Consider the following 22965-nt stretch of genomic DNA (forward strand, 5'->3'; position numbering starts at 1 on the left):
ATGTGCAAGTCTGCAGACCTGTGGAGATCCCTGTGGGAGCGGGCTTGCCCGCGAAGAGGCCGGTACAGGTAACGCAATTGGCACACTCCCTGCTTTACCCAAGCTACAACAAAGCCCACTGATCAACGGCGATCAACCCGGGCCACCTACCGTGATGAATACAGGCAAAGGCGCCTGGAGCTTCGGCTCCAGGCGCTTTTTTTTTGATCGAGGATCGGCTTATGAAGGCAACAGCGAGCAGCGGGCAACGAGAGCGACTGGTCATCGTCGGCAATGGCATGGTCGGCCACCATTGCGTCGAGCAACTGGTCAGCCGCGGCGCCCACGAGCGCTTCGAACTGCATGTGTTCGGCGAAGAGCGCCAACGCGCCTACGACCGCGTACACCTGTCCGAATACTTCGGCGGCAGCTGTGCCGAAACCCTGGCGCTGTGCGAGCCCGATTTCTACACCGCCAACGGCGTGCACCTGCACCTTGGCGAATGCGTGCTGGAAATCGACCGCGAGCGCTGCGAAGTGGTTACCGCCGAAGGCCGGTACAGCTACGACCAACTGGTGCTGGCCACCGGTTCGTACCCCTTCGTACCGCCGATCGAAGGCTCCAGCGGCAACGCCCGCCTGGTCTACCGCACCCTCGACGACCTCGATGGCATCCGGGCCGCCGCCGCCAGTGCCCGTCGTGGCGTGGTGGTTGGTGGTGGCCTGCTTGGCCTGGAAGCCGCCAACGCGCTCAAATCGTTGGGCCTGGAAGCCCACGTGGTTGAGTTCGCCCCACGCTTGATGCCGGTGCAACTGGACGGCGAGGGCGGTGCCGCGCTCAAGGCACAGATCGAAGCGCTGGGCGTGGGCGTGCACCTGTCCCGCGCCACCCAGTCGATCAGCGACGGTGAAGCCTATCGCTACCGCATGAACTTCGAGGGTGGCGAGCACCTGGAAACCGACCTGATCGTGTTCTCTGCCGGTATTCGTCCGCAGGATGCCCTGGCCCGCGCCAGTGGGCTGGACATCGCCGCGCGTGGCGGGGTAGTGATCGACAACCACTGCCGCAGCAGTGACCCGCGTATCTTTGCCATCGGCGAGTGCGCATCGTGGAACGGCAGCGTGTTCGGCCTGGTCGCCCCGGGCTACAGCATGGCGCGCAACCTGGCCGCGTTGCTGACGGGGGAGGCGGCGGTCGCGTTCACCGGTGCCGACATGTCGACCAAGCTCAAGTTGCTGGGCGTGGATGTCGGCTCGATCGGCGATGCCCACGGCGCCACGCCAGGGGCACGCAGCTACCGCTTCATCGACGAAGCCAACAGTGCCTACCGCCGGCTGGTGGTGGATGCCAGCGGCAAGCGCGTGCTCGGCGCGGTGCTGGTGGGTGACAACAGTTACTACGACACCCTGCTGCAATATGCCCAGAACGGCATCGCCCTGCCGGCCGACCCGGCCGCGCTGATTCTGCCGCAAGGCGGTGGCGTGCCGGCCTTGGGCGCCGATGCACTGCCGGACAGCGCGACCATTTGCTCCTGCCACAACGTCAGCAAGGGGGCGGTGTGCGCCGCCATCGACAGCGGTTGCAGCGACCTTGCCGCAGTCAAGGGGTGCACCAAGGCTGCCACGGGCTGCGGGGGGTGTGCAGCCTTGCTCAAGCAGGTGTTCGAGCATGAACTGACGGCCCGTGGCGTCGCGGTGGACAAGAGCCTGTGCGAGCACTTTGCCTACACCCGGCAGGAGCTGTACGGGCTGGTGCGGGTGGAGGGCATCCGCACCTTCAGCGAACTGCTCGAACGCCATGGCAAGGGCCATGTGGGTTGCGACATCTGCAAGCCGGCAGTGGGCAACATCCTCGCGTCGTGCTGGAACCAGCCGATCATGGACCCGGCGCTGGTGCCACTGCAGGACACCAACGACACCTTCATGGCCAATATGCAGAAGAACGGCACCTACTCGGTAGTGCCACGTATCCCTGGCGGTGAAATCACCCCTGACAAGCTCATCGTCATTGGCCAGGTGGCCAAGAAGTACGACCTGTACACCAAGATCACCGGCGGCCAGCGCATCGACCTGTTCGGCGCCCAGCTGCACGAACTGCCGCTGATCTGGGGGGAGCTGATCGAGGCCGGCTTCGAAACCGGCCACGCCTATGGCAAGTCGACCCGCACGGTGAAGTCGTGCGTCGGCAGCACCTGGTGCCGCTACGGTGTGCAGGACAGTGTCGGCATGGCCCTGCGCCTGGAAGACCGCTACAAGGGGTTGCGCAGCCCGCACAAGCTCAAGTTCGCGGTATCGGGCTGCACCCGCGAATGCGCCGAGGCGCAAAGCAAGGACATCGGCGTGATCGCCACCGACAAAGGCTGGAACCTGTACGTGTGCGGCAACGGCGGCATGCGCCCACGGCATGCCGAGCTGTTCGCTACCGACCTGGACGACGAAACCCTGGTACGCCTGATCGACCGCGTGCTGATGTTCTACATCCGCACGGCCGACAAGCTGCAGCGCACTTCGGTGTGGCGCGAGAACCTGGAGGGCGGGCTGGATTACCTGAAACAGGTGGTCATCGAAGACAGCCTGGGCTTGGCTGGCGAACTGGAAGCGCAGATGCAGCATGTGGTGGACCAGTACGAATGCGAATGGGCCAACGCCCTCAACGACCCGGAAAAGCTCAAGCGCTTCCGCACCTTTGTCAACGACCAGCGCGCCGACCCGGACGTGCACTTCGTACGCGAACGCGAACAACGCCGGCCGGCTGCGCCGCTGCACCTGATCCCTACTGTCGAGGAGGCTGTCTGATGAACCTGTCCAATGTTGCTGTAAAAACCTGCGAGCACTGGCAGGCGGTGTGCCAGGCGCAAGACCTGGTGGCCGATTCCGGGGTAGTGGTATGGCTGGACGGGGCGCAGGTGGCGCTGTTCTACCTGCCGGGGCAGGCCCAGCCGCTATATGCGGTAGACAACCGCGACCCGCGTTCTGGCGCCAACATCATTGGCCGCGGGCTGGTGGGCAGTGTGCAGGGCGAACTGGTGGTGGCGGCGCCGTTGTACAAGCAGCATTTCAGCTTGCAGAGCGGGGTGTGCCTGGAGGATGCCGGGCAGCAGCTGCGGGTGTGGCCGGTGCGGTTGAAGGATGGGGCTGTGGAGTTGGCTGTAGCCTGATAATCATCTGCTGCCTGTTCGGGCCCTTTCGCGGGCGTGCCCGCGAAGAGGCCGGAACAGGCGGCTCAGATAACCAACCCCTGCGGCGTGCGCCCGGCAAACACATCTACCAGGCTGGCCACCACCATCTCGCCCATGCGCGTGCGCGTCTGCACCGTGGCGCTGGCCCGATGTGGCTGCAGCACCACATCTTCACGGCCGAACAACGCCTCGGGCGCGCGGGGCTCATCGGCAAACACATCCAGCGCCGCGCCAGCGATTTCACCGGCCTCCAGCGCTGCGATCAACGCGGGCTCATCCACCAGCTTGCCGCGCGCGATGTTGATCAGATACCCCTCGGCGCCCAACGCCTGCAGCACTTCACGATTGATTAGCGCCTCGCCCTTGTCGGCCGCCGCCGCGAGAATCAGTGCATCGCTGTCCCTGGCCAACTGCAGCAAATCTGCCTCGAACCCGTAAGGCACATCCAGCGCCTGCAGGTCGGTGTAGCGAATCGGGCAACCAAACGCCGCCGCCCGCTGCGCCACTGCGCGACCGACCCTGCCCATACCGACGATGCCCACACGCATGCCCGACACCTGCCGGGCCAGTGGCAACGGTGCCAGCGGCGTGGCACTGGTGGCCCAATGGCCGGCGCGTACGAAACGGTCACCGGTGCAGATACCCCGGCACAAGCCGATCAGCAGGCCGATGGCGAGGTCGGCGACGTCCTCGGTGAGGGCGCCGATGGTCGCCGTTACCTGGATGCCGCGATCTCGGGCATAGGCCAGGTCTATCGCGTCGGTGCCGACGCCATTGACCGCGATCACTTCGACGTTGGGCAAGCGCGCCATCAGTGCCTGGCTGATACCGGTGTGGCCACCGGTGATCACGCCGCGAATGTTGTTGGCATGCTGGCTGACATAGGCATCCTTGTCGGCCTGTTCGTAGTAACGGTGTACGGTGAACAGCTGTTCCAGGCGCTCACGGATTTGCGGGATGAGGATCGGGCTAAGTTGCAGGACTTCGGGTTTCATCGGTCACTCCATCAGGAACAAGGATCAGCCACGGCCAACGAACGGCATGTTGCTGGCCATCACGGTCATGTTCAGTACGTTGGCGTCCAGCGGTAGCGCGGCGATGTAGCGCACCGCGTCGGCTACATGGCGCACATCGAGCATCGGTTCGGCGGCGATTTCGCCATTGGCCTGGCGCACGCCACGGGTCATGCGCTCGGACAGCTCGGTCAGGGCATTGCCGATGTCCACCTGGCTGCACACGATGTTGTAAGGCCGGCCATCCAGCGCGAGGGCTTTGGTCAGGCCCAGCACCGCATGCTTGCTGGCCGTGTAGGGCGCGGTGAACGGGCGCGGGGTGTGTGCCGAGATCGAGCCGTTGTTGATGATCCGCCCGCCTTGCGGCTGCTGGCGGCGCATCAGGCCGAACGCTGCGCGGGCACAGAGAAACACGCCATCCACGTTGGTGGCGATGACGTTGCGCCAGTTCTCCAGCGGCAGCTCGTCGACCGGCACGGCGGGGGCGTTGATGCCGGCGTTGTTGAAGATGACGTCGAGGCGGCCATGCACCTCCTCGATGGTGGCGAACAGTTGCGCGACGCTCTGTTCGTCACGCACGTCAGTGGCTACGGCCAGGGCTTCACCGCCCGCTGCCTGTATTTGTTCGACCACCGCTTGCAGTGGCTCTATACGGCGCCCGGCAAGGACCAGGCTGAAGCCATCTTCCAGCAGGGCGAGGGCGACGGCGCGGCCGATGCCGCTGCCTGCGCCAGTGACCAGTGCAATTTTCTTATGTTGGCTCATGTGAATACTCCTGGGGTTTCAGGCCGCGTCAGCGGCTTGCCCGGCAGGGCGCGGGCCTACGCGCATGTGCAGTTCGCCGATGCCATCGATGCCGGCATGCAGGGTGTCACCCGGGTTTAAAGGTGCTACGCCGGGCGGGCTACCGGTCATGATCAGGTCACCTGGGCGCAACGGCAGCTGGCGGGACAGTCGGCTGATGACCTCGGCCACCGGCCAGGTCTGCTGGCTAAGGTGTGCGCGTTGGCGTTCCTGGCCGTTCACCTGTAGCCACAGCGAGGCTGGCAGGGGCCAAGGGAGTTCGCTGGCAGGCGCGATAGCGGTCATGGGGGCCGAGGCCTCGAAAACCTTGGCGCTTTCCCACGGCAGGCCTTCGGCCTTGGCCTTGCGCTGATGATCACGGCGGGTCAGGTCAAGCCCGGCAGCAAACCCGAATACATGTTCCATCGCCTCCTGCGGGGCGATATCCGCCCCCCCTTTGGCAATGGCCACCACGAGCTCGATCTCGTGGCAGAACTCCTCGGTCTGTGGGGGGAACGGCAGCTCACCTTGTGCCTCGACCACGTTGCTCGCCGGCTTCATGAAGAACACAGGCTCCTGCGGTGCTGGCCCGTAGGACTCCGGCCAGGGATAGTTGCGGCCCAGGCAGAACACGCGGCCAACCGGGAAACGCGTATCGCTGCCGCGAATGGACAGGCTGATGATGGCCGGCGGGTTGAACAGGTAACTCATGGGGTGAATCCTCCGTGCTGGAGTGGCCAGCGTAGCCAGTGCCTGGCTGGCAAAGTTGGACGAAAGCGGGGAAGGATTGGACTTTTCCGTGCTCATGCCGCTGTCTTCAGCTCGATGCGATACAGCTTGCCGAGCAGCAGCGAATACGACAGGGTGCCCATCAGGGCCACGCCACCGATGAACCAGAAGGCCATGGCAAACGAGCCACTGGCATGCACGACCGCACCAATCACGATCGGTGTGACGATGCCGCCGATGTTCGCTGCCAGGCTGGTGATGCCGCCGGTCAGGCCGATCAGTTGCTTGGGTGCCACTTCTGAAACCGCAGCCCACGATGACGAGGCGATACCCTGGGCAAAGAACGCCAAGGTGAGAATGGCGATGCACAACACGTTGGAGTCGGTGAAGTTCACCAGCACGATCGACATGCCCAGCATCGAGCCCACCACCAGCGGTAGCTTGCGTGCGAACGACAGCGAGTAACCCTTGCGGATAAGCAAGTCAGAGACGATGCCTGCCAGCAGGATGCCGACGGTGGCGCCAATGAACGGCATCACGGCAAAGATACCGACCTTGATCAAGGTGAGCTGGCGCTCTTCGATCAGGTAGGTGGGGAACCAGGTGAGGAAGAAGTACAGCGCCGAGGTACTAGCGAACTTGCCCAGGCAGATGGCCCATACCTGGCGGTAGCGGAACAGCTCGGCCACCTGGCGCCAGTCGAAGCGGGTACGCTCTTGGCTGCTTTTGACCAGGCCGCCGCCGCCCTCGATGTAGGCCAGTTCTTCTTTGCTGACCTTCTTGCAGTTCAACGGGTCACGGTAAAGGAACAGCCACACCACGCCGAACACGATGCCGACCAGGCCGGTGCTGTAGAACACGTGGCGCCAGTCGTAGGTGGTTGCCAGCCAGAGCAGGGCACCGGTGAACAGCGCAGTGCCGAGGTACTGGCCGCACACGTAGATGCTGCTGGCCATGCCGCGTTCGCGGGCAGGGAACCACACCGTCACCGCGCGGCTGTTGGCGGGAAAAGCCGGGGCTTCCATGGCCCCGACCGCAAGGCGCAGGCCGAACAGCGAGGAGAAGCCGCTGGCCAAGCCTTGGGCGACGGTAACCGCCGACCAACTGATCAGCGACACACCATAGGTCAGGCGCGAGCCAAAGCGGTCGGCGATGAAGCCGGCGGGCACCAGGGCCAGGGCGTAGGTCCAGGCGAAAGCGGAGAAAATCAGTCCCATCTCCACCTTGTCCAAGCCTAGGTCCTTGGCCATGAACGGGGCTGCGATCGAGATATTTACCCGGTCGACATAGTTGATGATGGTCGCCACCAGCAGCAGCGACAGCATGAACCAGCGGCGGCGGGTGGGCAGGCGCTGGGCGGGGGCCGCGTCCAGCGTGTACGACGACGCTGCGCGGGGGGTAGGCGTGCTCGACATGAGTCGACCTCGTTTGTTGTTGTTGGTTGAGGTTGGGCTGCAGTCCCTTTTCTAAGGTGGTCGTACAACGCTTTGAATGCAACGGCAGGGTTAGACCGTTTTTGCCATGGAAGGAGGGGGAAGCGTGCGGTGTCCAAAAGAATCCGGGCACAGGGTTTTGAGCTGGTTAATTGCTGTGTTTCGCGTTTTAAGCGGGTTGTGACGAAATGCGGTTGCGTCGTTTTTTGTAGTCACGTTTAAATGTGGACGTCGTACAACTGGTTGTTTGCTTAACGGAGTTTGCCCATGCCACCAAAGCGCGAGGTCCCCACCTACGTCATGCAGCAGCGCAGCGAGCTGATGGATTTCCACATTCGCGATCGACGTGGGCGCCCGGCCGAAACCGCGCCGCACCGTCATGAATATTTCCAGGTCCAGATCAACCTGGGGGGAGATACGGTGCAGCACATCGGCAGCGTGCAACGCCCGTTCAAGCGCAACACACTGGCCTTCATCCTGCCGCACCGGGTGCATGTGATCCCGCATCCTGCGGACAGTGATTTCGTGGTGATCAATTTTTCCCAGACCTTCCTGTTGCCACACCTGGATTGCGACCCGATGGATCTGGAAGAAGTCTCGATCCTGCAAGCCCCGGAGCTGTCACCGTTTCGCTTCCAGGAGCACCTGGATTTTTGCCTGGAAGACGCCGATTTCGCCGAGGTGTTGCAGCTGCTTGAGCGCATGCGTGCGCTGGATGCCAACCGCCGCTTTGGCAGCCGTGAGGTGCTCAAGGGCCTGCTGTTGCAACTGATTGGCCAGGTGTGCGGGCTGTATGCTGAACCCTTGCGTATTCTGGCGGATAGCAACGCAGCGCAACTGAGCCGTCGGGCCGCGTTGAATCGCATGAGCGAGTACCTGCGCCGCAACATTGACGACCCGGACCTGAACCTGCAGAAAGTGGCCGCTGCCACGTACCTTTCCCCGACTTACCTGACCCACTGGCTGCGCAAGGAAATTGGCAAGACGTTCAGCGAGTTGGTATTGGAGCGGCGCATGCACACCGCACGTAACTACCTGCTCAATGGCAGTCGGCCGGTGGGTGAAGTGGCGCGCTTGTGCGGGTTTGCCGATGAAGCTTATTTCTCTCGGCGCTTCCGCCAGATTCACGGTTTGCCGCCAGGGCAGTTCCGCCGCCAACAGCGCGACCCGGATACGCCGCAGGTGGCGATGCGTTAAGCTTGCGGCATGAACCTCGACACCCGCATCAAATACCGCCACCTGCTGTGCTTTCTGGAGATTGCCCGGCAGGGCAGCCTGGCCAGGGCTGCCGACGTGCTCGCCATCAGCCAGCCGGCCATTTCCAAAACCCTCAAGGAACTTGAAGACCTGCTGGAAACGCGCCTGTTTGCGCGCAGCCGACAGGGTGTCGAACTGACCCCCGCCGGCACGCGCTTCATGCGTTATGCCGGGCCCAGTGTGCAGGCCCTGCGCGATGGCGTCAGCAGCCTGCGTGGTGAGGCGCGGGCGCCGTCGCAGGTGCGCATCGGCGTGCTGTCGACGGTCGAGGGCCTGCTTATGCCCGAAGTGCTGTGCCGCCTGCACCAGCGCCATGAAGCGCTGGTGATCAGTGTGGTCACCGGGGTCAGCGCGCAGCTGCTTGGCCAACTGCGGCTGGGCGAGCTGGAGCTGGTGGTCGGGCGCATGACCGACAGCCCGCAGATCCAGGGCCTGTCGTTCGAGCACCTGTACAGCGAGTCGATGAGCCTGGTGGTACGCCCGGGCCATCCGCTGCTGGCCACCTCGCCTGTCGAGCGGGGCCAGGTGGGGTGTTACCCGCTGGTGTTGCCGCCGGCGGGCACCACCATCCGCCAGCATGCCGACAGCCTGTTCGTGCAATGCGGCATCCAGATGCCGGCGCAGCGCCTGGAAACCCTGTCGCTGGCGCTGAGCCGGCGCTACCTGCTGGGTAGCGATGGGCTGTGGGTAGCGCCACGCGATGCGGTGTTGCTCGACCTGCGCCGTGGCGAGCTGGTCGAGCTAGACCTGGGCGTGCGTGAACCGGGTGGCTCTGTGGGCATTTGTCGCAATGCCGCCTTGCCGCAGAGCCTGCCGGGGCAGTGGGTGTGCGAAGTGCTGCGCGAGGTAGCGGGGCAGTACCGCGAGGGTAACTACCCCTGAGTGCCTTTCAACCCAATGCTAAAGCGAGCACTGCCGCAGCCACCTGATTTTGCGCTGTGACATTCACATCACCACAAATCAGCAGGCGTTTACTGGCGGGAACGAAGGCAATCGATGAGTTGCCATCCATGTAAAACCCAGGGTTCGGTGGGACGGCCCCAAACGCACCATGCCCCCAGGGCGAAACGAAAGTGACGTCGAGTGTGCCGTCGGCCTGATAGCGGACCGCCCGGTTATGGTTATAGAAGCTGCCTACCCCCACCAGGCGCCCTTCGTACTCGATCATGTGGTGCCACATCCCGGCATTGGCGTCGAAGCGGACAGGCGCCCCCTTGTTGAAGTCCTGGTCGGGGGCTCCGTTGCTGGTCAACCGGATAATGTCTGGTTGCATGCTTTCATCCGCGAGCATATGCCCTCCGCATAGCGTGACAAGTGACGACACGCTGCTGCACGACAGGCCTCGATAAAAGGTGGCGTTTTCTGATTTGAAATGGCCATTGTTGCCAAAGGAAGTGTCCAGGCGGCCTTTACTGTCGATGGCGCTCAATACCGAGAACAGGTCGTCGCCTACGCCTCTCAAACTCAGCAACAGAACGCGATTGCTTCCATCAGCATGCGTTGTAGCGATAAGGCCGGTTATGCCGGCACCGTACCCAGGCAACTGCGACTCAAGGTCCAGCACCCCCTCATTACCGAAGGTTGGCTTCAGGGTGCCGTCCGGCGACAGGGCGACGAGGACGGTCTTGAAGTCGGGGGTGTGGCAGGCAATGACGTAGCCATCAGAGAGTGCGGCGGCGAAGCGGAAATTCAGCCGCTCAGCGGTCAGTCGGTCGCTATCGATAAATCCAGTGCTGGCGAAACTCTTGTCTAGCTCTCCCGTGTTCTTGAATTTCCATAGCCGGTGGGGGTTTTTGGACACTTCACCCAGGCAGAGCAGGTTGCCCTTGCGATCTTCCATAAGGCTGTAGGGAATAAACGTCTTGTCCTTTTCCATGAGCGATCCAAAGTCGACGGTGAAGCTGTGATCTCGCTCGCCGTCGCCATCCAGCAGCCAGACGGCGCTGTTGAATACCTGGGTTTCTTTATGCGATTGAAATGCGCACGCGTAGTAGCGATCTTGTCGAACGTGGCTTTTGAGGATGTCAGTGCACACTCCAGCTGATTTTGGCTCCTGTGCCAGCAGGTAAGCGTAGCCTTCGTTACCGAAGCTCCGGTCTACAGGGGCGTCACTAAGGGCGGCACTTGCCTTCAAACGGTTGCGGTCAGGCGTGGATTGTTGAAGAAAAGCTGAAATGATCGGTCGTTTCATTGAGTAAGCCTCTGGCTGGTCACGATCTGTGACTACCCGCACTATTGAAAGCGCAGGCCCTCATCCGATCTACTGGCATAAATGACAGGTCTCTTGCCCCTGGAATGGAGGGCAGTGCGACAAAAAATTGCGACAAACCCCAGGCGGTTTCTGCGTCAAGCGTCAATACTGGCCAGTGGCTGCAGTGTCTTGCATGAATAACCCTTTAACTACTGAACTTCCTTACCAAATCCCGCTCCTATGCCGGTAGCCATTGGTCATGGCCGCCTGCTAAGCTCGCGGCTTTACCCTGATTGCCCTTATGGCGCATGAACAAGGAAATAGCATGAAACAGCATCGTTTGGCGGCTGCGGTTGCCCTGGTAGGCTTGGTACTGGCTGGCTGCGACCAACAAGCTAGCAGCCCCGAGCTGAAGACTCCGGCAGAGAAAGCCTCCTACGGTATCGGCCTGAACATGGGCAAGAGCCTGGCTCAGGAAGGCATGGAAGACCTTGATTCGAAAGCAGTGGCACTCGGTATCGAAGACGCTGTTGGCAAGAAAGAACAGCGCATCAAGGATGAAGAGCTGGTAGAAGCCTTCACGGCGCTGCAGAAGCGCGCTGAAGAGCGCCTGGCCAAGGCCAGCGAAGAAGCGGCCTCTGCTGGCAAGAAGTTCCTCGAAGAAAACGCCAAGAAACCAGGCGTGGTCACTACCGCCTCGGGCCTGCAGTACGAAGTGGTCAAGAAGGCCGATGGCCCACAGCCCAAGCCTACTGACGTGGTTACCGTCCACTACGAAGGCAAGCTGATCGATGGCAAGGTGTTCGACAGCTCCGTCGAGCGCGGCAGCCCGATCGACCTGCCAGTCAGCGGCGTGATCCCGGGTTGGGTCGAAGGCCTGCAACTGATGCACGTTGGCGAGAAGTACAAGCTGTTCATCCCGGCTGAACTGGCCTACGGTGCACAAAGCCCAAGCCCGCTGATCCCGGCCAACTCGGTACTGGTGTTCGATCTGGAACTGATCGCCATCAAGGACCCGGCCCAGCTGCAAGGCGCCGAGCCGGAAGCCGAGGCCCCGGCCGAAGCCCCTGCAGAAGCACCCGCCAAGTAACACTGGCAGGTTCTTGCAAAACGCCCCGTCCTGACGGGGCGTTTTCGTTTACAACGATTGGGCGAACCTGTAACTGCTGATACTGTCCGAGGAAATGCAGCTTGTTGCTGTAGGATGTTTCTGGCGCAAATCGTTTGCGGCCAGCTACCCACGTATTGAAACGGCTGTGTAAAAAACGCCCGATCTGACCGGGGCCCTTGCCTGGCAGGCACCCGGGGTCAGAAACGTGGCCCTGTTCACAAGGTTATCCACAATAAATGTGGATAACCTGCTCTGCGTGGAGGCTCCATGAGCGCACCTTGGAATTTCGCCCGTTTTCTGCCCTTGGCCGAGCGCTTGCTCAGCCGTGGCCGGTTGCCGGCCCTGCTGTTCGCCGTGGCCCGCAAAGGGCCACGCCTCGGCCAACTGCGCGAGGATGTGAAACTGCTGCAGTCACTGTGCCTGGCATGGTGGCGCGGCGAGTACCGTGCCATCAGCCCTAAGGCCCTGGTCACCATCGTGGCCGGCCTGCTGTATTTCGTCAGCCCTATCGATGCCATCCCCGACTGGCTGCTGGGCGTGGGCTTCCTTGATGACATTGCGGTACTGGGCTGGGTGCTGAAGACCGTGGCCGACGAGTTGGCGCGCTTCAAGGCCTGGCGTGAAAGCCAGGCACCTGAGCGGCTGCGCGTGGTCGAGCGCCTTCCGGCAAGCCAGGAAACGCTGCAGCTGGAGCGCAATACGCAGTGAAAACCGCTTGAACTGCACCTCAACCGGACAGACCCCAGAGTTGGTAATATAATTGGCATAAGGGTTATGCCTACGGATTACATGCTGTAATCCTTTTTAAAGGGGTTTGTAATGGGTATTCAGGTCATCAGCCGGGACGGTCAGCCCGAGTACGCCGTGGTTCCCTGGGAGCAGTACCAGGCGCTGCTCAAGGCTGCAGGGCAGGCACCTGCCGAGGCAGTTGTCAGCGAACAGGCCGCCGCCGTTGCGCCGTTGCCGGCGTTCAGTGAAGTTGCACAGATTCGCCAGGCCAAGGGCATCGCCCCTGAGCAGCTGGCGCGCAATGTCGGGGTAAGCCCGGCCTACCTGGCCATGATCGAATCGGGCGAACGCCAGCCGGATGCAGCCATCCGCCGCGCCTTGGCCTGGCATCTGGGGGTCGCTGGCTGGAGCGAGCCGTCATGAGCCAGGTCAGGATCAGCCGTCAGCACTGGGACAACCTGCTGGGCGAGCTTGACCTGGCCCGCCGTCAACGTCACTTGCTGACCTACCGAGCGCTGATCGAGCGCTTGCAACTGCCCAGCCCGGCCATGCAGACGCTGACCGCCGCGCTGGAATACCTGGCGGTGCTGGATGCCCGTGCCGAGCAGCCGCTGCGCAGTTCGCTGGTGATCAGCCAAGGCGCCAGCCGCTTGCCGCGTACCGGCTTTTTTGAATGTGTCGAACGGCTAGGGCGGTTTGCCGGGCCGGTGGATGGCATGGAGGCGGCGTCGTGGCATGCTTCCGAGGTGGTTCGGGTGTTCGAGTACAGCTACCCCGAAACCGCCTGATTGATTGCCTGCTCCGGCCCTATCGCCGGCAGAACAGGCAAAGAATGTCTGTGGATCAAACCACAAGGCCTGTCATCGGCATCAACCACCTCCAATACATCCAGGTGCTGATGCCGCCCAAACAGCGCCTGCAACTGCCCGATGGTGGCATTCAACCGCACTGTCGGCTGCTCGGCCTGCGGCATACTCGCCAGCACCGGTAGCTCGCGCACCCCCAACTCCTGCGGCCGCCCCAGCAGGTACCCCTGCACCAGGTCCACCCCCATCTCCCTAAGCACCACCAGTTCCTCTGCCAATTCGATCCCTTCGGCAATCACCTGCGCCTTCGAGGCCCGGGCAATCTGCAGGATCGAGCCAACGAACTCGCGCTTGAGCGGGTCGCGGTGGATGCCGTCGATGAAGTGCCGGTCGATCTTCACGTACTCAGGGCGCAGCTCCGACCACAGCCGCAGGCTGGAATAGCCCGCCCCCAGGTCGTCGATGGCAATCGAAAAGCCCATGTCGCGGTAGTGGTGCAGGGCATTGGACAAGAGCTGGAAGTCGTCGGTGGGGGTGTGCTCGGTCAGCTCGATCACTACCCGGCTGGGCGGCAGACCGACCTGCTCCAGCAGTTTCAGGGTCAGGCCGGACGGGTAGTGTGGCTCCAGCAGTGATTCTGGCGAGATGTTGAGAAATAGCTTGCCCTGCAATTGCTGCTCGCTGAAGCGACGGCAGGCGCTTTCCCGGCAGACGGCTTCCAGTTCGGTCAAGCGGCCAGCCTGGCGGGCAATGGTAAACAGGTTCAACGGCGCGTGCAGCGGGCTGTTGGACGGACCACGGCTCAGTGCTTCATGGCCGAACACCCGCTGTTCGCTCAGGCACATGATCGGCTGCAACAGGCTGTGAATACTGCGTTGAGCCAGGATGGCACTCAAGGCACTGAGCTGTTCGGCAACGGTCATGACGTATTCCTGAAAATGAAAGGGCCGGGCATCTGCATGCCCGGCCCCCATATTTCACGACAGCGCGATGACTGTTTGATGACAGGTCACATTATTCTGCCATCATCGTTGCAGCGCTTTACTTCTTGGCCACCTTGGTGCTGGCACTGAGGTAGTCGATCAGGATGCGACCGGTTTCCGACAGGTAGGCGTCGTCTTCCGGCTTGGTGTTTTCATCCTCGGTCGGCAGCGCGTCCTCGTCTTCTTTCTTCAGCTCTTTGAGCGGCTCTTCACCCTTGGCCTTGCGGCGGATGTTTTCCAGGGCCAGCTGTTTGGCCTCGATGTCATCGTGGCGCGCACGGCGCTCCTGCTCGTTGAGGCTGACGGTTTTTTCATTCATCAGCTTCTGGGTCAGGGCCAGGCGGTCGCGGATGTAGGTGAACTCGGCATCCTGGTCGCTACGCGCTTCATGCTGCGCCTTGAGCTGGGCCAGGAACGGCTTGAACGGGTCGGCAGCAGGCTTGACCACCGGGCGGATGGTGTCCCATGGCATGGCCTCGGGCAGGGCGCTCTCGCCGATTTCCTTGGTGTCGATGATCGACGGGTAGTCGATATCCGGCAGCACGCCCTGGTGCTGGGTGCTCTGCCCGGAAACCCGGTAGAACTTGGCCAGGGTCAGCTTAAGCTCGCCATGGTTGAGCGGCTGGATGGTCTGCACGGTGCCTTTGCCGAAGGTCTGGCCGCCGATGATCAGCGCGCGGTGGTAGTCCTGCATGGCACCGGCGAAAATCTCCGAAGCCGAGGCCGACAGGCGGTTCACCAGCAATGCCAGCGGGCCTTTGTAGAAGGCGCCCGGGTTTTCGTCTTCCAGCACGTCGACGCGGCCGTCGCTGTTGCGCACCAGCACGGTCGGGCCTTTTTCGATGAACAGGCTGGTCAGCTCGGTGGCTTCCTGCAGCGAGCCGCCACCGTTGTTGCGCAGGTCGATGACCACGCCGTCGACTTTCTCTTTCTGCAGTTCGGTGAGCAGCTTTTTCACGTCACGCGTGGTGCTCTTGTACTCAGGGTCACCGGCGCGGTAGGCCTTGAAGTCCAGGTAGAAGGCCGGGATCTCGATGATGCCCAGCTTGTAGTCACGCCCGTCCTGCTTCAGCTTGAGCACCGACTTCTTGGCTGCCTGCTCTTCAAGCTTCACCGCTTCACGGGTGATCGACACGATCTTGCTGGTCTGGTCGCTAGGTGCATTGCTGGCCGGGATGATCTCCAGGCGCACCACCGAGCCTTTCGGGCCGCGGATCAGCTTGACCACTTCGTCAAGGCGCCAGCCGACCACGTCGACCATTTCCTTGTTGCCCTGGGCCACGCCGATGATCTTGTCGGCCGGGGCCACCTGCTTGGTCTTGGCTGCCGGGCCTGCCGGTACCAGGCGCACGATCTTGACCTGGTCGTTGTCGCTTTGCAGCACCGCACCGATGCCTTCGAGCGACAGGCTCATGTTGATGTCGAAGTTTTCGGCGTTGTCCGGCGAGAGGTAGTTGGTGTGCGGGTCGTAGGACTGGGCGAAGGTGTTGATGTAGGCCTGGAAGATATCCTCGGCACGGGTCTGGTCCAGGCGCGCCAGCTGGTTCTTGTAGCGCTTGGTCAGGGTTTCCTGGATCTGCTTGGGTTCCTTGCCGGCGATCTTCTGGCGCAGCACTTCGTCTTTCACACGTTTGCGCCACAGGTCGTCGAGCTCGGCCTGGTCCTTCATCCACGGTGCGTCCTTGCGGTCGATCAGCAAGGTTTCCTTGGTGGTGAAGTCGATCTTGTCCACGCCTTTATTCAGCTCGGCCAGGGCGAAGTCCAGGCGTTGCTTGACGCGGTCGAGGTAGCGTTTGTAGATGGTGAAGCCCGGGTCCAGGTTACCGCTCTTGAGGAAATCGTCGAATTGCGTTTTCCACTTGTCGAACTCGGCAATGTCGGCGGCGGTGAAGTAGCTGCGCGCCGGGTCCAGCAGCTTGATGTAGCTGTCGTAGATGATGACCGAACGGGCATCGTCCAGCGGTGGCTTGCTGTAGTGGTGGCGCTTGAGCAATTCCACCACGTTGAGGCTGGCGACGATCTCGTCGCGGTCCGGCTGCAGGCTGTCCCATTTGTTGGCGGCCGCCGCATTGCCGCCGAGCGTGAGGCTGCCAAGGCCGATCATGACGGCGAGGGCGGTGCTTGGTAGGAAATGCTTCATGCTGATTCGACGTGGAGGCAATTGATCACGCATAGTAGGCCGTCTTTTCCGTTGCCGGTTCCATGGAGCCGGGCAAATACTGCAAAAAGCCTGAGGTAAGCAACCCCAGGCCCAGTCATGATTCAACTATGGAGGCACTGTGAAGGCATTGCAAGGCGTTGACGGACATGTGGAGTGGGTCGAGGCCGAACGCCCGGCCTGTGACGCGGGCCAAGTGCGCATTCGCGTGGCTGCTGCGGGCCTGAACCGCGCCGATCTGCTGCAGATGAAAGGTTTGTACCCGCCACCGCCAGGTGCCAGCCCGTACATGGGCCTGGAGTGTGCCGGGGTGGTTGAGGAAGTGGGCGCCGGTGCCGACTGGCGCGTGGGCGACCGTGTGTGCGCGCTGTTGGCCAGTGGCGCCATGGCCGAGGAAGTGGTGGTCGATGCGCGTCACGTGCTGCCCGTGCCCGAGGGCCTGAGCCTGCATGAAGCCGCGGCGTTGCCGGAGGTGTATGCCACCGCCTGGTTGAACATCTTCCAGCTCGGTGCCGTGAAGGCTGGCGAGAAAGTGCTGGTGCATGCCGGCGCCAGTGGCGTTGGCTCGGCCGCCATCCAGCTGTGCAAGGCGTTTGGCAGCCCGGTGTGGGTCAGTGTCGGTTCGCAGGACCGCCTGGCTTATTGCGAAGCGCTGGGCGCGACAGGGGGCGTGGTACGTAACGAAAACCTGGACGCGCTGGAAGGCTTTGGCCCGTTCGACGTGATTCTCGACCCGGTGGGCGCCAGTTACGGTGAGCTCAACCTCAAACTGCTGGCCCGCGACGGGCGCTGGGTGATCATCGGGTTGATGGGGGGGCGCAAGTTCGAGCTGGACCTTGCGCTGGTGCTGGGCAAGCGCCTGGAGATTACCGGCTCCACGCTGCGCAACCGCGATGACGGCTTCAAGGCCGAGTTGCTGCGCGAACTGCAACAGCAGGTGTGGCCGCTGTTTGCCGAAGGGCGCCTGTCGCCGCAACTGGTTGATACCTACCCGGTGGAGTTTGCCCAGGCGGCGTATGCGGAGCTTGAGAGCAACCAGGTCTCGGGCAAGTTGGTGATGGTCATAGATCCAAGCATGGCTTGATATTGTCGGGGCTGCTAAGCAGCCCCCATGGCCCTCAAGTCCAGCTCAGAATCGGCCAGCGATTGGTCTGGGCATGCTCCCGCAACACCGCATCCGGGTTCACCACATGCGGATGGTCCACCTTCAGCAGCAATGGCAAATCATTGCGTGAATCGGAATAGAAACTCGCCCCCTCCAGGTTCTCCTGTTCCTGATCCAGCCACTCCAGCAGCCGCGTAATCTTGCCTTCGCGATACGTCAGCACCCCATGGGTCTTGCCGGTATACACCCCGTTCACCGCCTCCAGCTCGATCGCCAGATATTCGTCCACCCCCAGGCGAGCCGCAATCGGCCCGACCAGGTGCGTACCCGAAGCGGAAATGATCAGGATGCGGTCCCCGCGCTTGCGGTGTTCGGCAATGCAGCGGCAGGCGTCGCCATAGATGATCGGCTCGATCACCTCTTCAACCCACGGCTCAACCAGGTGCTCGACTTCTTCCAGGGTACGCCCGGCCATCGGCTCCAGGCTGAAGGCCATGTAGTCCTCCATCTGCAGGTGGCCCTTGCCGTAGGCTTCCATCAGTTCACGGTCGCGGCGCAGGAAGTCCTTGCCGTCGACCCAGCCCAGCCGGGCCATCTGCTCGCTCCACAGCGATGCACAGTCGCCGTGGATCAGGGTTTCGTCCAGATCGAAAATTGCCAGTGCCATTGTGTTGAATCTCCTTAGGCCACTTCCCGCAGCGCCGTGGGGTCGATCGACAAGCTTACCCGTTTTCCATCCGCGTGCAGGTCGGCCGGCGAGCGGTTGAGCACGTCGACCACCAGCTCCACGTCGCGCACTTGCACGCGGTAGCGGATCACGTTGCCCAGCAAGCTGTGGCTGCGTACCTGAGCGTCCAGTTCGCCGTGTATGCCCAGTGTGATCGACTCCGGGCGGATCGCCAGGCGGCTGGCCACCGGGCGTTGCAGCAGGCGGCTGGCGCTGTCGGCATCGAGCAGGTTGTAGTTGCCGATAAAGCCGGCGGCAAACAGGTCCACCGGCGCGGTATAGAGGGTTTCGGCATCACCGCTCTGGACGATGCGTCCCTGGTTCATCAGGAAGATGCGGTCGGACATCGTCAGCGCTTCTTCCTGGTCGTGGGTGACGAAGATGGTGGTCAGCCCCAGCTCGCGCTGGATGGCCCGGATCTGCTCACGCAGGTGCTTGCGAATACGTGCATCCAGTGCCGACAGCGGCTCGTCCAGCAGCAGCAGGCGAGGGCGGGTGACCAGCGAACGGGCCAGGGCCACGCGCTGGCATTGGCCGCCAGACAACTGGTGCGGGTAACGCCCGGCAAAGCTGCCCAGCTCCACCAGGTCCAGTGCCTCGCGCACCCTTACCTGGCTTTCGTCGGCCTTGACCTTCTGCATGCGCAGGCCAAAGGCCACGTTCTGCTCCACGGTCATGTTGGGGAACAGCGCATAGCTCTGGAACACCATGCCGATGCCGCGCTTTTGCGGGCTCACGGGCACGATGTCGTGGCCGTCGAGCAGGATCTGCCCGCTGTCCACCGGGGTCAGCCCGGCGATGCAGCGCAGCAAGGTGGACTTGCCGCAACCGGATGGGCCCAGCAGGGTGACGAACTCGCCGCGTTCGATGTGGCAGTCGATGTTCTCGAACACCGGGCTGCCGGCGTAGCTTTTTTGCAGTTTCTGTACGCTGACGAAGCTCATGTCAGGTCTTGTCCTTGTTCAGGCGGTTGGCGACCCAGGTCAGTACCAGCACAAAGGCGAAGTAGGAGATCACCAGCGCGCTGTTGAAATGGCCGCTGCTGTTGCGCATGTTGTTCAGGTACACCTGCAGGGTCTCGTAACGGGTGCCGACCAGCAGGTTGGCGAACACGAACTCGCCAAACAGGAACGAAAACGACAGCAGCAACGCCACCATCAGGCCCTTGCGCAGGTTCGGCAGCACCACCAGCAGCGCGGCCTGCCAGGTGCTGGCGCCCAGCAGTTGGGCAGCGTCCATCAGGTCGCGCAGGTTGATGGCTTGCAGGTTGTTGGTGATGGCCCGGTACATGAACGGCAGGGCGATGGTGAAGTAGCAGCCGATCAGGATCCACGGCGTGCCGACCATGGCCATCGGCCCGCTGCCGTACAGCTGCAGCAGCCCCACCGACGACACTACCGGTGGCACCGCGAAGGGCAGCAGGATGAGAATGTTCATCAGCGCGTCCAGCCTGGGAAAGTGATAATGCACCACGAACAGCAGCGGCAGAATCAGCACCACCGACAGCAGCAGTGCGCCCACGCACACCAGCAACGACTGGGCGAAAGCGGCCAGGAAGCGTGGCTCGCTCCACAGCGCCGCATACCATTTCAGGGTCAGGCCGCTGGGCAGCAGGCTGGCAGACCAGCTGGTGGCCAGCGAGTAGAGCAGGGTGCCGGCCAGTGGCAGCAGCAGGATCAGGAACAGCAGGTAGACCACGGCGCGGTGGTACCAGCCGCCGGAACGGGCGTCAGCGCGCATGGTAGCTCCTCTTCAACAGCCATTGGTGTACCACCGTGACCAGCGTCATCAGCCCCACCAGCACCATCGCCAGGGCGCTGGCCAGGTTGGGGTCGAGGCTGATGTCGCCGGCCACCAGGCCGGCGATGCGGATCGGCAGTACGTTGAAATTGCCGGTGGTCAACGCGTACACGGTGGCATAGGCCCCCAAGGCGTTGGCCAGCAGGATGACGAAGGTGCCCAGCAGTGCCGGGGTGAGTACTGGCAGGCCGATGTGCCGCCAGTATTGCCAGTGGCTGGCGCCCAGCAGCGCGGCCGACTCGCGCCAGTCTTCACGCAGGGCGTCGAAGGCGGGGTACAGCAGCAACACACCCAGCGGGATCTGGAAGTAGGTGTACACCAGGATCAGCCCGCTTTTGGAATAGATGCTGAAGTCTTCCAGCAGGCCGACTTGCTTCAGCAGCAGGGTCAGTGCGCCATTGAAACCGAGCAGGATGATGAAGGCGAACGCCAGCGGCACCCCGGCAAAGTTGCTGGTCATGTTGGCGAAGGCGCTGACGAAGTCGCGCAGTTTCGAGTCCACCTGGCGCAGCGAGTAGGCGCCGAGGGTGGCGATGACGATGCCGAACAGGCTCGACCAGAAGCTGATCTCCAGGCTGCGTTGCAGGGCTTGCAGGTAGAACTTCGAGCTGAAGACCTTGCTGAAGTTTTCGACGCCCCAGCCGGCTTCCGATTGCACGCTGTTGATCGCCACCCAGACCAGCGGGGCGACCTGGAAGATGACGAAGAACACGGCGAACGGCAGCAGGCAGAGCAGGGCCAGATAGCGGCCACGGTTCACTTGAGCAACTCCCGGCACACCGTTTTGTCGTGCGCGGCACCCAGCAGTTCACAGATGGTCCCGCACAGCTCGGTCTGCAGCGGCTTGGCCGCCGGGTCCAGGCTGAAGGCGTCGCCAAAGACGAACAGCGGCACTTCGCGCTCTTCGGTCAGCAGCCCATTGTGCGAGCGGTCATTGTTCATGCCGTGGTCGGCGGTGACCAGCACCTGGTAACCCTCTTCCAGCCAGCCTGGCAGGTAGTCGGCCAGCAGGATGTCAGCACTGCGTGCGGCGTTGCGGTACTGGCTGCTGTCCAGGCCGTGGCGGTGGCCGACGTCGTCGATGCTCATCGGGTGCACCAACAGGAAGTTGGGGGCGTGGCGGCGGCGCAGGTATTCACCGTCGGCCAGCAGGTGCGAATCGGGGTAGCGGTCGTCCCAGTAGAACAACCCATGCTGGATCGGCAGTTTCGGCGCGTGGGTGTGGCGGTCGCGCTGCGGGTCGAAGGGTGAGCGGTTATACAGCTCGCTCATCCAGTGATAGGCCGCTGCTGCGGTGCCCAGATTGGCCTCGCGGGCGTAGTGGAACACACTGCGCTGGTTGGACAGGCGGTTGACGTTGTTGTGCACGATGCCGCTGTCGATGGGGGGCACGCCGGTGAGGATGCACTCGTACAGCGGCCGCGACAGCGACGGCAGTTCGCATTCCACGCGGTACAGCGCGGCGCGGTCGGCCTCGACGTAGGCGTGCAAGTGGCCCATGGCATGGTGGGCGACCTGGTAGTTGAGACCGTCCAGCAGGACCAGGATGACATTGTGTTGCATGGTGGCTCCAGTCATAAACCGCGTTGGCTTCTTCGCGGATTTACCCGCGAAGAAGCCGGATCAGGCACTACAAAAGCTCGCCTTTTACTCCATCTCGATGATCACTTGCTCCTGCCACATCTGCGGCAGTTTCTTCGAGGTGGCTTCCCAGGCTTCGGCATTCTTGATCGGCTGAGCCGCCTTGTACTGCTCGTTCGGCAGCAACTTGGCTTGCACATCCGCCGGCAGCGTCAGGTGCTCGGCACGGATCGGCCGGGCATGCCCCTTGGCCAGGTTGATCTGCCCGGCATCGCTGAAGATGTATTCACGCGTCAGCTTGGCTGCATTGGGGTGCTTGGCGTACTTGTTGATGATGGTGGTATAGCCGGAGATCACCGTACCGTCCGACGGGATCAGCACTTCGAAACGCTTGGGGTCGATCTGCTCGCGGTAGCTCAGGCCGTTGAAGTCCCACACCACGCCGACCTCGACCTCGCCCTTCTCGATGGTCTGGATGGTCGGGTTGGCCAGCGACAGGCGCTTCTGCTGGGCCAGTTTGGTGAACAGCTGCAGGCCCGGGGCCACGTTGGTTTCGTCGCCCTTATAGGCAATGGCCGCCGCCAGTACACCGTTGGCAGCCTGTGCGGCGGTGCCGACGTCACCGATGGCCACCTTGTACTTGCCTTTTTCCAGGTCATGCCAGGAGGTTGGGCGTTCGCCTTCCTTCACCAGGTCCTTGTTGATGATGAACGCAATGGTGCCGGTATAGGCCAGCGCCCAGTGGCCGTCCTTGTCTTTGGCCCACTCCGGTACCTGGTCCCAGGTGCTGGGCTTGTACGGCTGGCTGACGCCCTTGGTCACGGCGATGGGGCCGAAGGCGGCACCCACGTCGCCGATGTCGGCGCTGGCGTTGTCCTTCTCGGCTTCGAACTTGGCGATTTCCTGCGCCGAGCTCATGTCGGTGTCGCTGTGCTTGAGGCCGTACTTGCTGGCCAGGTCTTCCCAGGTGCCTTTCCAGTTGGCCCAGGCATCGGGCATGCCCACGCTGTTGACGGTGCCTTCCTTGCGGGCGGCGTCTTCCAGGGCCTTGAGGTCCGCGGCCATGGCCGAGGTGCAGAACGCGATGGCCGAACCGAGCAGTGACGCCATGAACAACTTTTTCATCCGTAGCTCCTTGGGTGGGTGCCTTTTTACGATCGTTGTTATGAGTGAAGCCGTTGCCTGGAACCTTTGGTCTAGGTCAGCAAACCTTGAGCCAAGGTAGGCCGCTTGCGTGACAGTTTGATGTAGGGAAGGGCGCGTTCAGCGTGTCAAAGGCCCTTGGCTCTACAGCGTAGACCATGGTGACCCCCCGGTTTTGCTGGGCTGGCCCGATTCTGGCAACAGCACGGTTGCAGCGTTGTCACGGGATGTTCATCAGCCCTGCCTAGGCTTGCACTAT

The 22965-nt window shown here is 62.6% G+C and carries 22 protein-coding genes; 9 read left to right on the plus strand and 13 right to left on the minus strand.

The features are described from left to right. The first annotated feature begins 221 nt into the window (after nt 1-221). Nucleotides 222-2774, plus strand: coding sequence for a nitrite reductase large subunit NirB (gene nirB / locus FHW75_RS11270; RefSeq protein WP_019097090.1), 2553 nt, complete (start codon nt 222-224; stop codon nt 2772-2774). Further along, nucleotides 2774-3136 (plus strand): nitrite reductase small subunit NirD, encoded by a 363-nt coding sequence (nirD, locus tag FHW75_RS11275; RefSeq protein ID WP_025754898.1) that lies wholly within the window; start codon nt 2774-2776, stop codon nt 3134-3136. The genes nirB and nirD overlap by 1 nt, the downstream gene beginning before the upstream one ends. A 65-nt stretch (nt 3137-3201) precedes the next feature. Here nirD and FHW75_RS11280 read toward each other — a convergent pair whose 3' ends face one another. The 4 genes from FHW75_RS11280 to FHW75_RS11295 form a co-directional block, all read right to left on the minus strand. Beyond that, a complete protein-coding gene (locus FHW75_RS11280; RefSeq protein ID WP_016715503.1) occupies nt 3202-4152 on the minus strand; it encodes a 2-hydroxyacid dehydrogenase in 951 nt (316 codons plus the stop codon). A 24-nt stretch (nt 4153-4176) separates the two neighbouring features. After that, nucleotides 4177-4935, minus strand: coding sequence for an SDR family oxidoreductase (locus FHW75_RS11285; RefSeq protein ID WP_016715504.1), 759 nt, complete (start codon nt 4933-4935; stop codon nt 4177-4179). Between the two features lie 18 nt (nt 4936-4953). Beyond that, nucleotides 4954-5664, minus strand: a complete 711-nt coding sequence (locus tag FHW75_RS11290; RefSeq protein WP_016715505.1) for a fumarylacetoacetate hydrolase family protein — start codon at nt 5662-5664, stop codon at nt 4954-4956. 92 nt (nt 5665-5756) lie between these two features. Next, nucleotides 5757-7097 carry an MFS transporter gene (locus tag FHW75_RS11295; RefSeq protein ID WP_016715506.1) on the minus strand — a complete coding sequence of 447 codons (1341 nt, stop codon included), beginning with the start codon at nt 7095-7097 and terminating at the stop codon, nt 5757-5759. Nucleotides 7098-7382: 285 nt separating this feature from the next. On the opposite strand from FHW75_RS11295, the gene FHW75_RS11300 reads away from it, so the two are divergent. Both FHW75_RS11300 and pcaQ read left to right on the plus strand, forming a co-directional pair. Then, on the plus strand, nt 7383-8312 hold the full coding sequence (locus FHW75_RS11300; protein ID WP_183673652.1) for an AraC family transcriptional regulator: 930 nt from the start codon (nt 7383-7385) through the stop codon (nt 8310-8312). 9 nt (nt 8313-8321) lie between these two features. Further along, nucleotides 8322-9254: a pca operon transcription factor PcaQ gene (pcaQ, locus tag FHW75_RS11305; RefSeq protein ID WP_019097092.1), complete on the plus strand. Its 933-nt coding sequence runs from the start codon at nt 8322-8324 to the stop codon at nt 9252-9254. A 7-nt stretch (nt 9255-9261) separates the two neighbouring features. Here pcaQ and FHW75_RS11310 read toward each other — a convergent pair whose 3' ends face one another. Next, complete coding sequence (locus FHW75_RS11310; RefSeq protein ID WP_025754900.1) at nt 9262-10563, minus strand: delta-60 repeat domain-containing protein; 1302 nt, start codon at nt 10561-10563, stop codon at nt 9262-9264. A 325-nt stretch (nt 10564-10888) separates the two neighbouring features. Here FHW75_RS11310 and FHW75_RS11315 point away from each other — a divergent pair, with 325 nt between their 5' ends. From FHW75_RS11315 to FHW75_RS11330, 4 genes are all read left to right on the plus strand, one after another. Beyond that, nucleotides 10889-11653 carry an FKBP-type peptidyl-prolyl cis-trans isomerase gene (locus FHW75_RS11315; RefSeq protein ID WP_016715510.1) on the plus strand — a complete coding sequence of 255 codons (765 nt, stop codon included), beginning with the start codon at nt 10889-10891 and terminating at the stop codon, nt 11651-11653. A gap of 288 nt (nt 11654-11941) precedes the next feature. Beyond that, nucleotides 11942-12382, plus strand: a complete 441-nt coding sequence (locus FHW75_RS11320) for a YkvA family protein (RefSeq protein WP_019097095.1) — start codon at nt 11942-11944, stop codon at nt 12380-12382. 111 nt (nt 12383-12493) lie between these two features. After that, on the plus strand, nt 12494-12826 hold the full coding sequence (locus FHW75_RS11325; protein WP_016715512.1) for a helix-turn-helix transcriptional regulator: 333 nt from the start codon (nt 12494-12496) through the stop codon (nt 12824-12826). Beyond that, the gene (locus FHW75_RS11330) at nt 12823-13191 is read left to right on the plus strand and encodes a hypothetical protein (protein WP_016501064.1); all 369 of its coding nucleotides are present in this window, start codon (nt 12823-12825) and stop codon (nt 13189-13191) included. The genes FHW75_RS11325 and FHW75_RS11330 overlap by 4 nt, the downstream gene beginning before the upstream one ends. Here FHW75_RS11330 and FHW75_RS11335 read toward each other — a convergent pair. Then, nucleotides 13173-14132: an EAL domain-containing protein gene (locus FHW75_RS11335; protein ID WP_019097096.1), complete on the minus strand. Its 960-nt coding sequence runs from the start codon at nt 14130-14132 to the stop codon at nt 13173-13175. The two genes, FHW75_RS11330 and FHW75_RS11335, sit on opposite strands and share 19 nt — an antisense overlap. Nucleotides 14133-14250: 118 nt before the next feature. Beyond that, nucleotides 14251-16332: a carboxy terminal-processing peptidase gene (locus FHW75_RS11340; protein WP_016715514.1), complete on the minus strand. Its 2082-nt coding sequence runs from the start codon at nt 16330-16332 to the stop codon at nt 14251-14253. Between the two features lie 139 nt (nt 16333-16471). On the opposite strand from FHW75_RS11340, the gene FHW75_RS11345 reads away from it, so the two are divergent. Then, nucleotides 16472-17434 carry an NAD(P)H-quinone oxidoreductase gene (locus FHW75_RS11345; protein ID WP_016715515.1) on the plus strand — a complete coding sequence of 321 codons (963 nt, stop codon included), beginning with the start codon at nt 16472-16474 and terminating at the stop codon, nt 17432-17434. 34 nt (nt 17435-17468) lie between these two features. On the opposite strand, the gene FHW75_RS11350 is transcribed toward FHW75_RS11345, so the two are convergent. The 6 genes from FHW75_RS11350 to FHW75_RS11375 form a co-directional block, all read right to left on the minus strand. Beyond that, a complete protein-coding gene (locus FHW75_RS11350; RefSeq protein ID WP_019097097.1) occupies nt 17469-18122 on the minus strand; it encodes an HAD family phosphatase in 654 nt (217 codons plus the stop codon). Nucleotides 18123-18136: 14 nt separating this feature from the next. Further along, nucleotides 18137-19126: an ABC transporter ATP-binding protein gene (locus FHW75_RS11355; RefSeq protein ID WP_016715517.1), complete on the minus strand. Its 990-nt coding sequence runs from the start codon at nt 19124-19126 to the stop codon at nt 18137-18139. 1 nt (nt 19127) lies between these two features. Beyond that, the gene (locus FHW75_RS11360; protein ID WP_027609474.1) at nt 19128-19922 is read right to left on the minus strand and encodes an ABC transporter permease; all 795 of its coding nucleotides are present in this window, start codon (nt 19920-19922) and stop codon (nt 19128-19130) included. Next, the gene (locus FHW75_RS11365; RefSeq protein WP_016715519.1) at nt 19912-20742 is read right to left on the minus strand and encodes an ABC transporter permease subunit; all 831 of its coding nucleotides are present in this window, start codon (nt 20740-20742) and stop codon (nt 19912-19914) included. The genes FHW75_RS11360 and FHW75_RS11365 overlap by 11 nt, the downstream gene beginning before the upstream one ends. Then, entirely contained in the window at nt 20739-21545 is an 807-nt protein-coding gene (locus FHW75_RS11370; protein WP_027609476.1) for an alkaline phosphatase family protein, read from the minus strand. The genes FHW75_RS11365 and FHW75_RS11370 overlap by 4 nt, the downstream gene beginning before the upstream one ends. Before the next feature lie 84 nt (nt 21546-21629). Further along, entirely contained in the window at nt 21630-22688 is a 1059-nt protein-coding gene (locus tag FHW75_RS11375) for an ABC transporter substrate-binding protein (RefSeq protein ID WP_016715521.1), read from the minus strand. Between the last annotated feature and the right edge of the window lie 277 nt (nt 22689-22965).

It is taken from the genome of Pseudomonas sp. OG7, assembly GCF_014192825.1.
Taxonomy (GTDB): domain Bacteria; phylum Pseudomonadota; class Gammaproteobacteria; order Pseudomonadales; family Pseudomonadaceae; genus Aquipseudomonas; species Aquipseudomonas monteilii.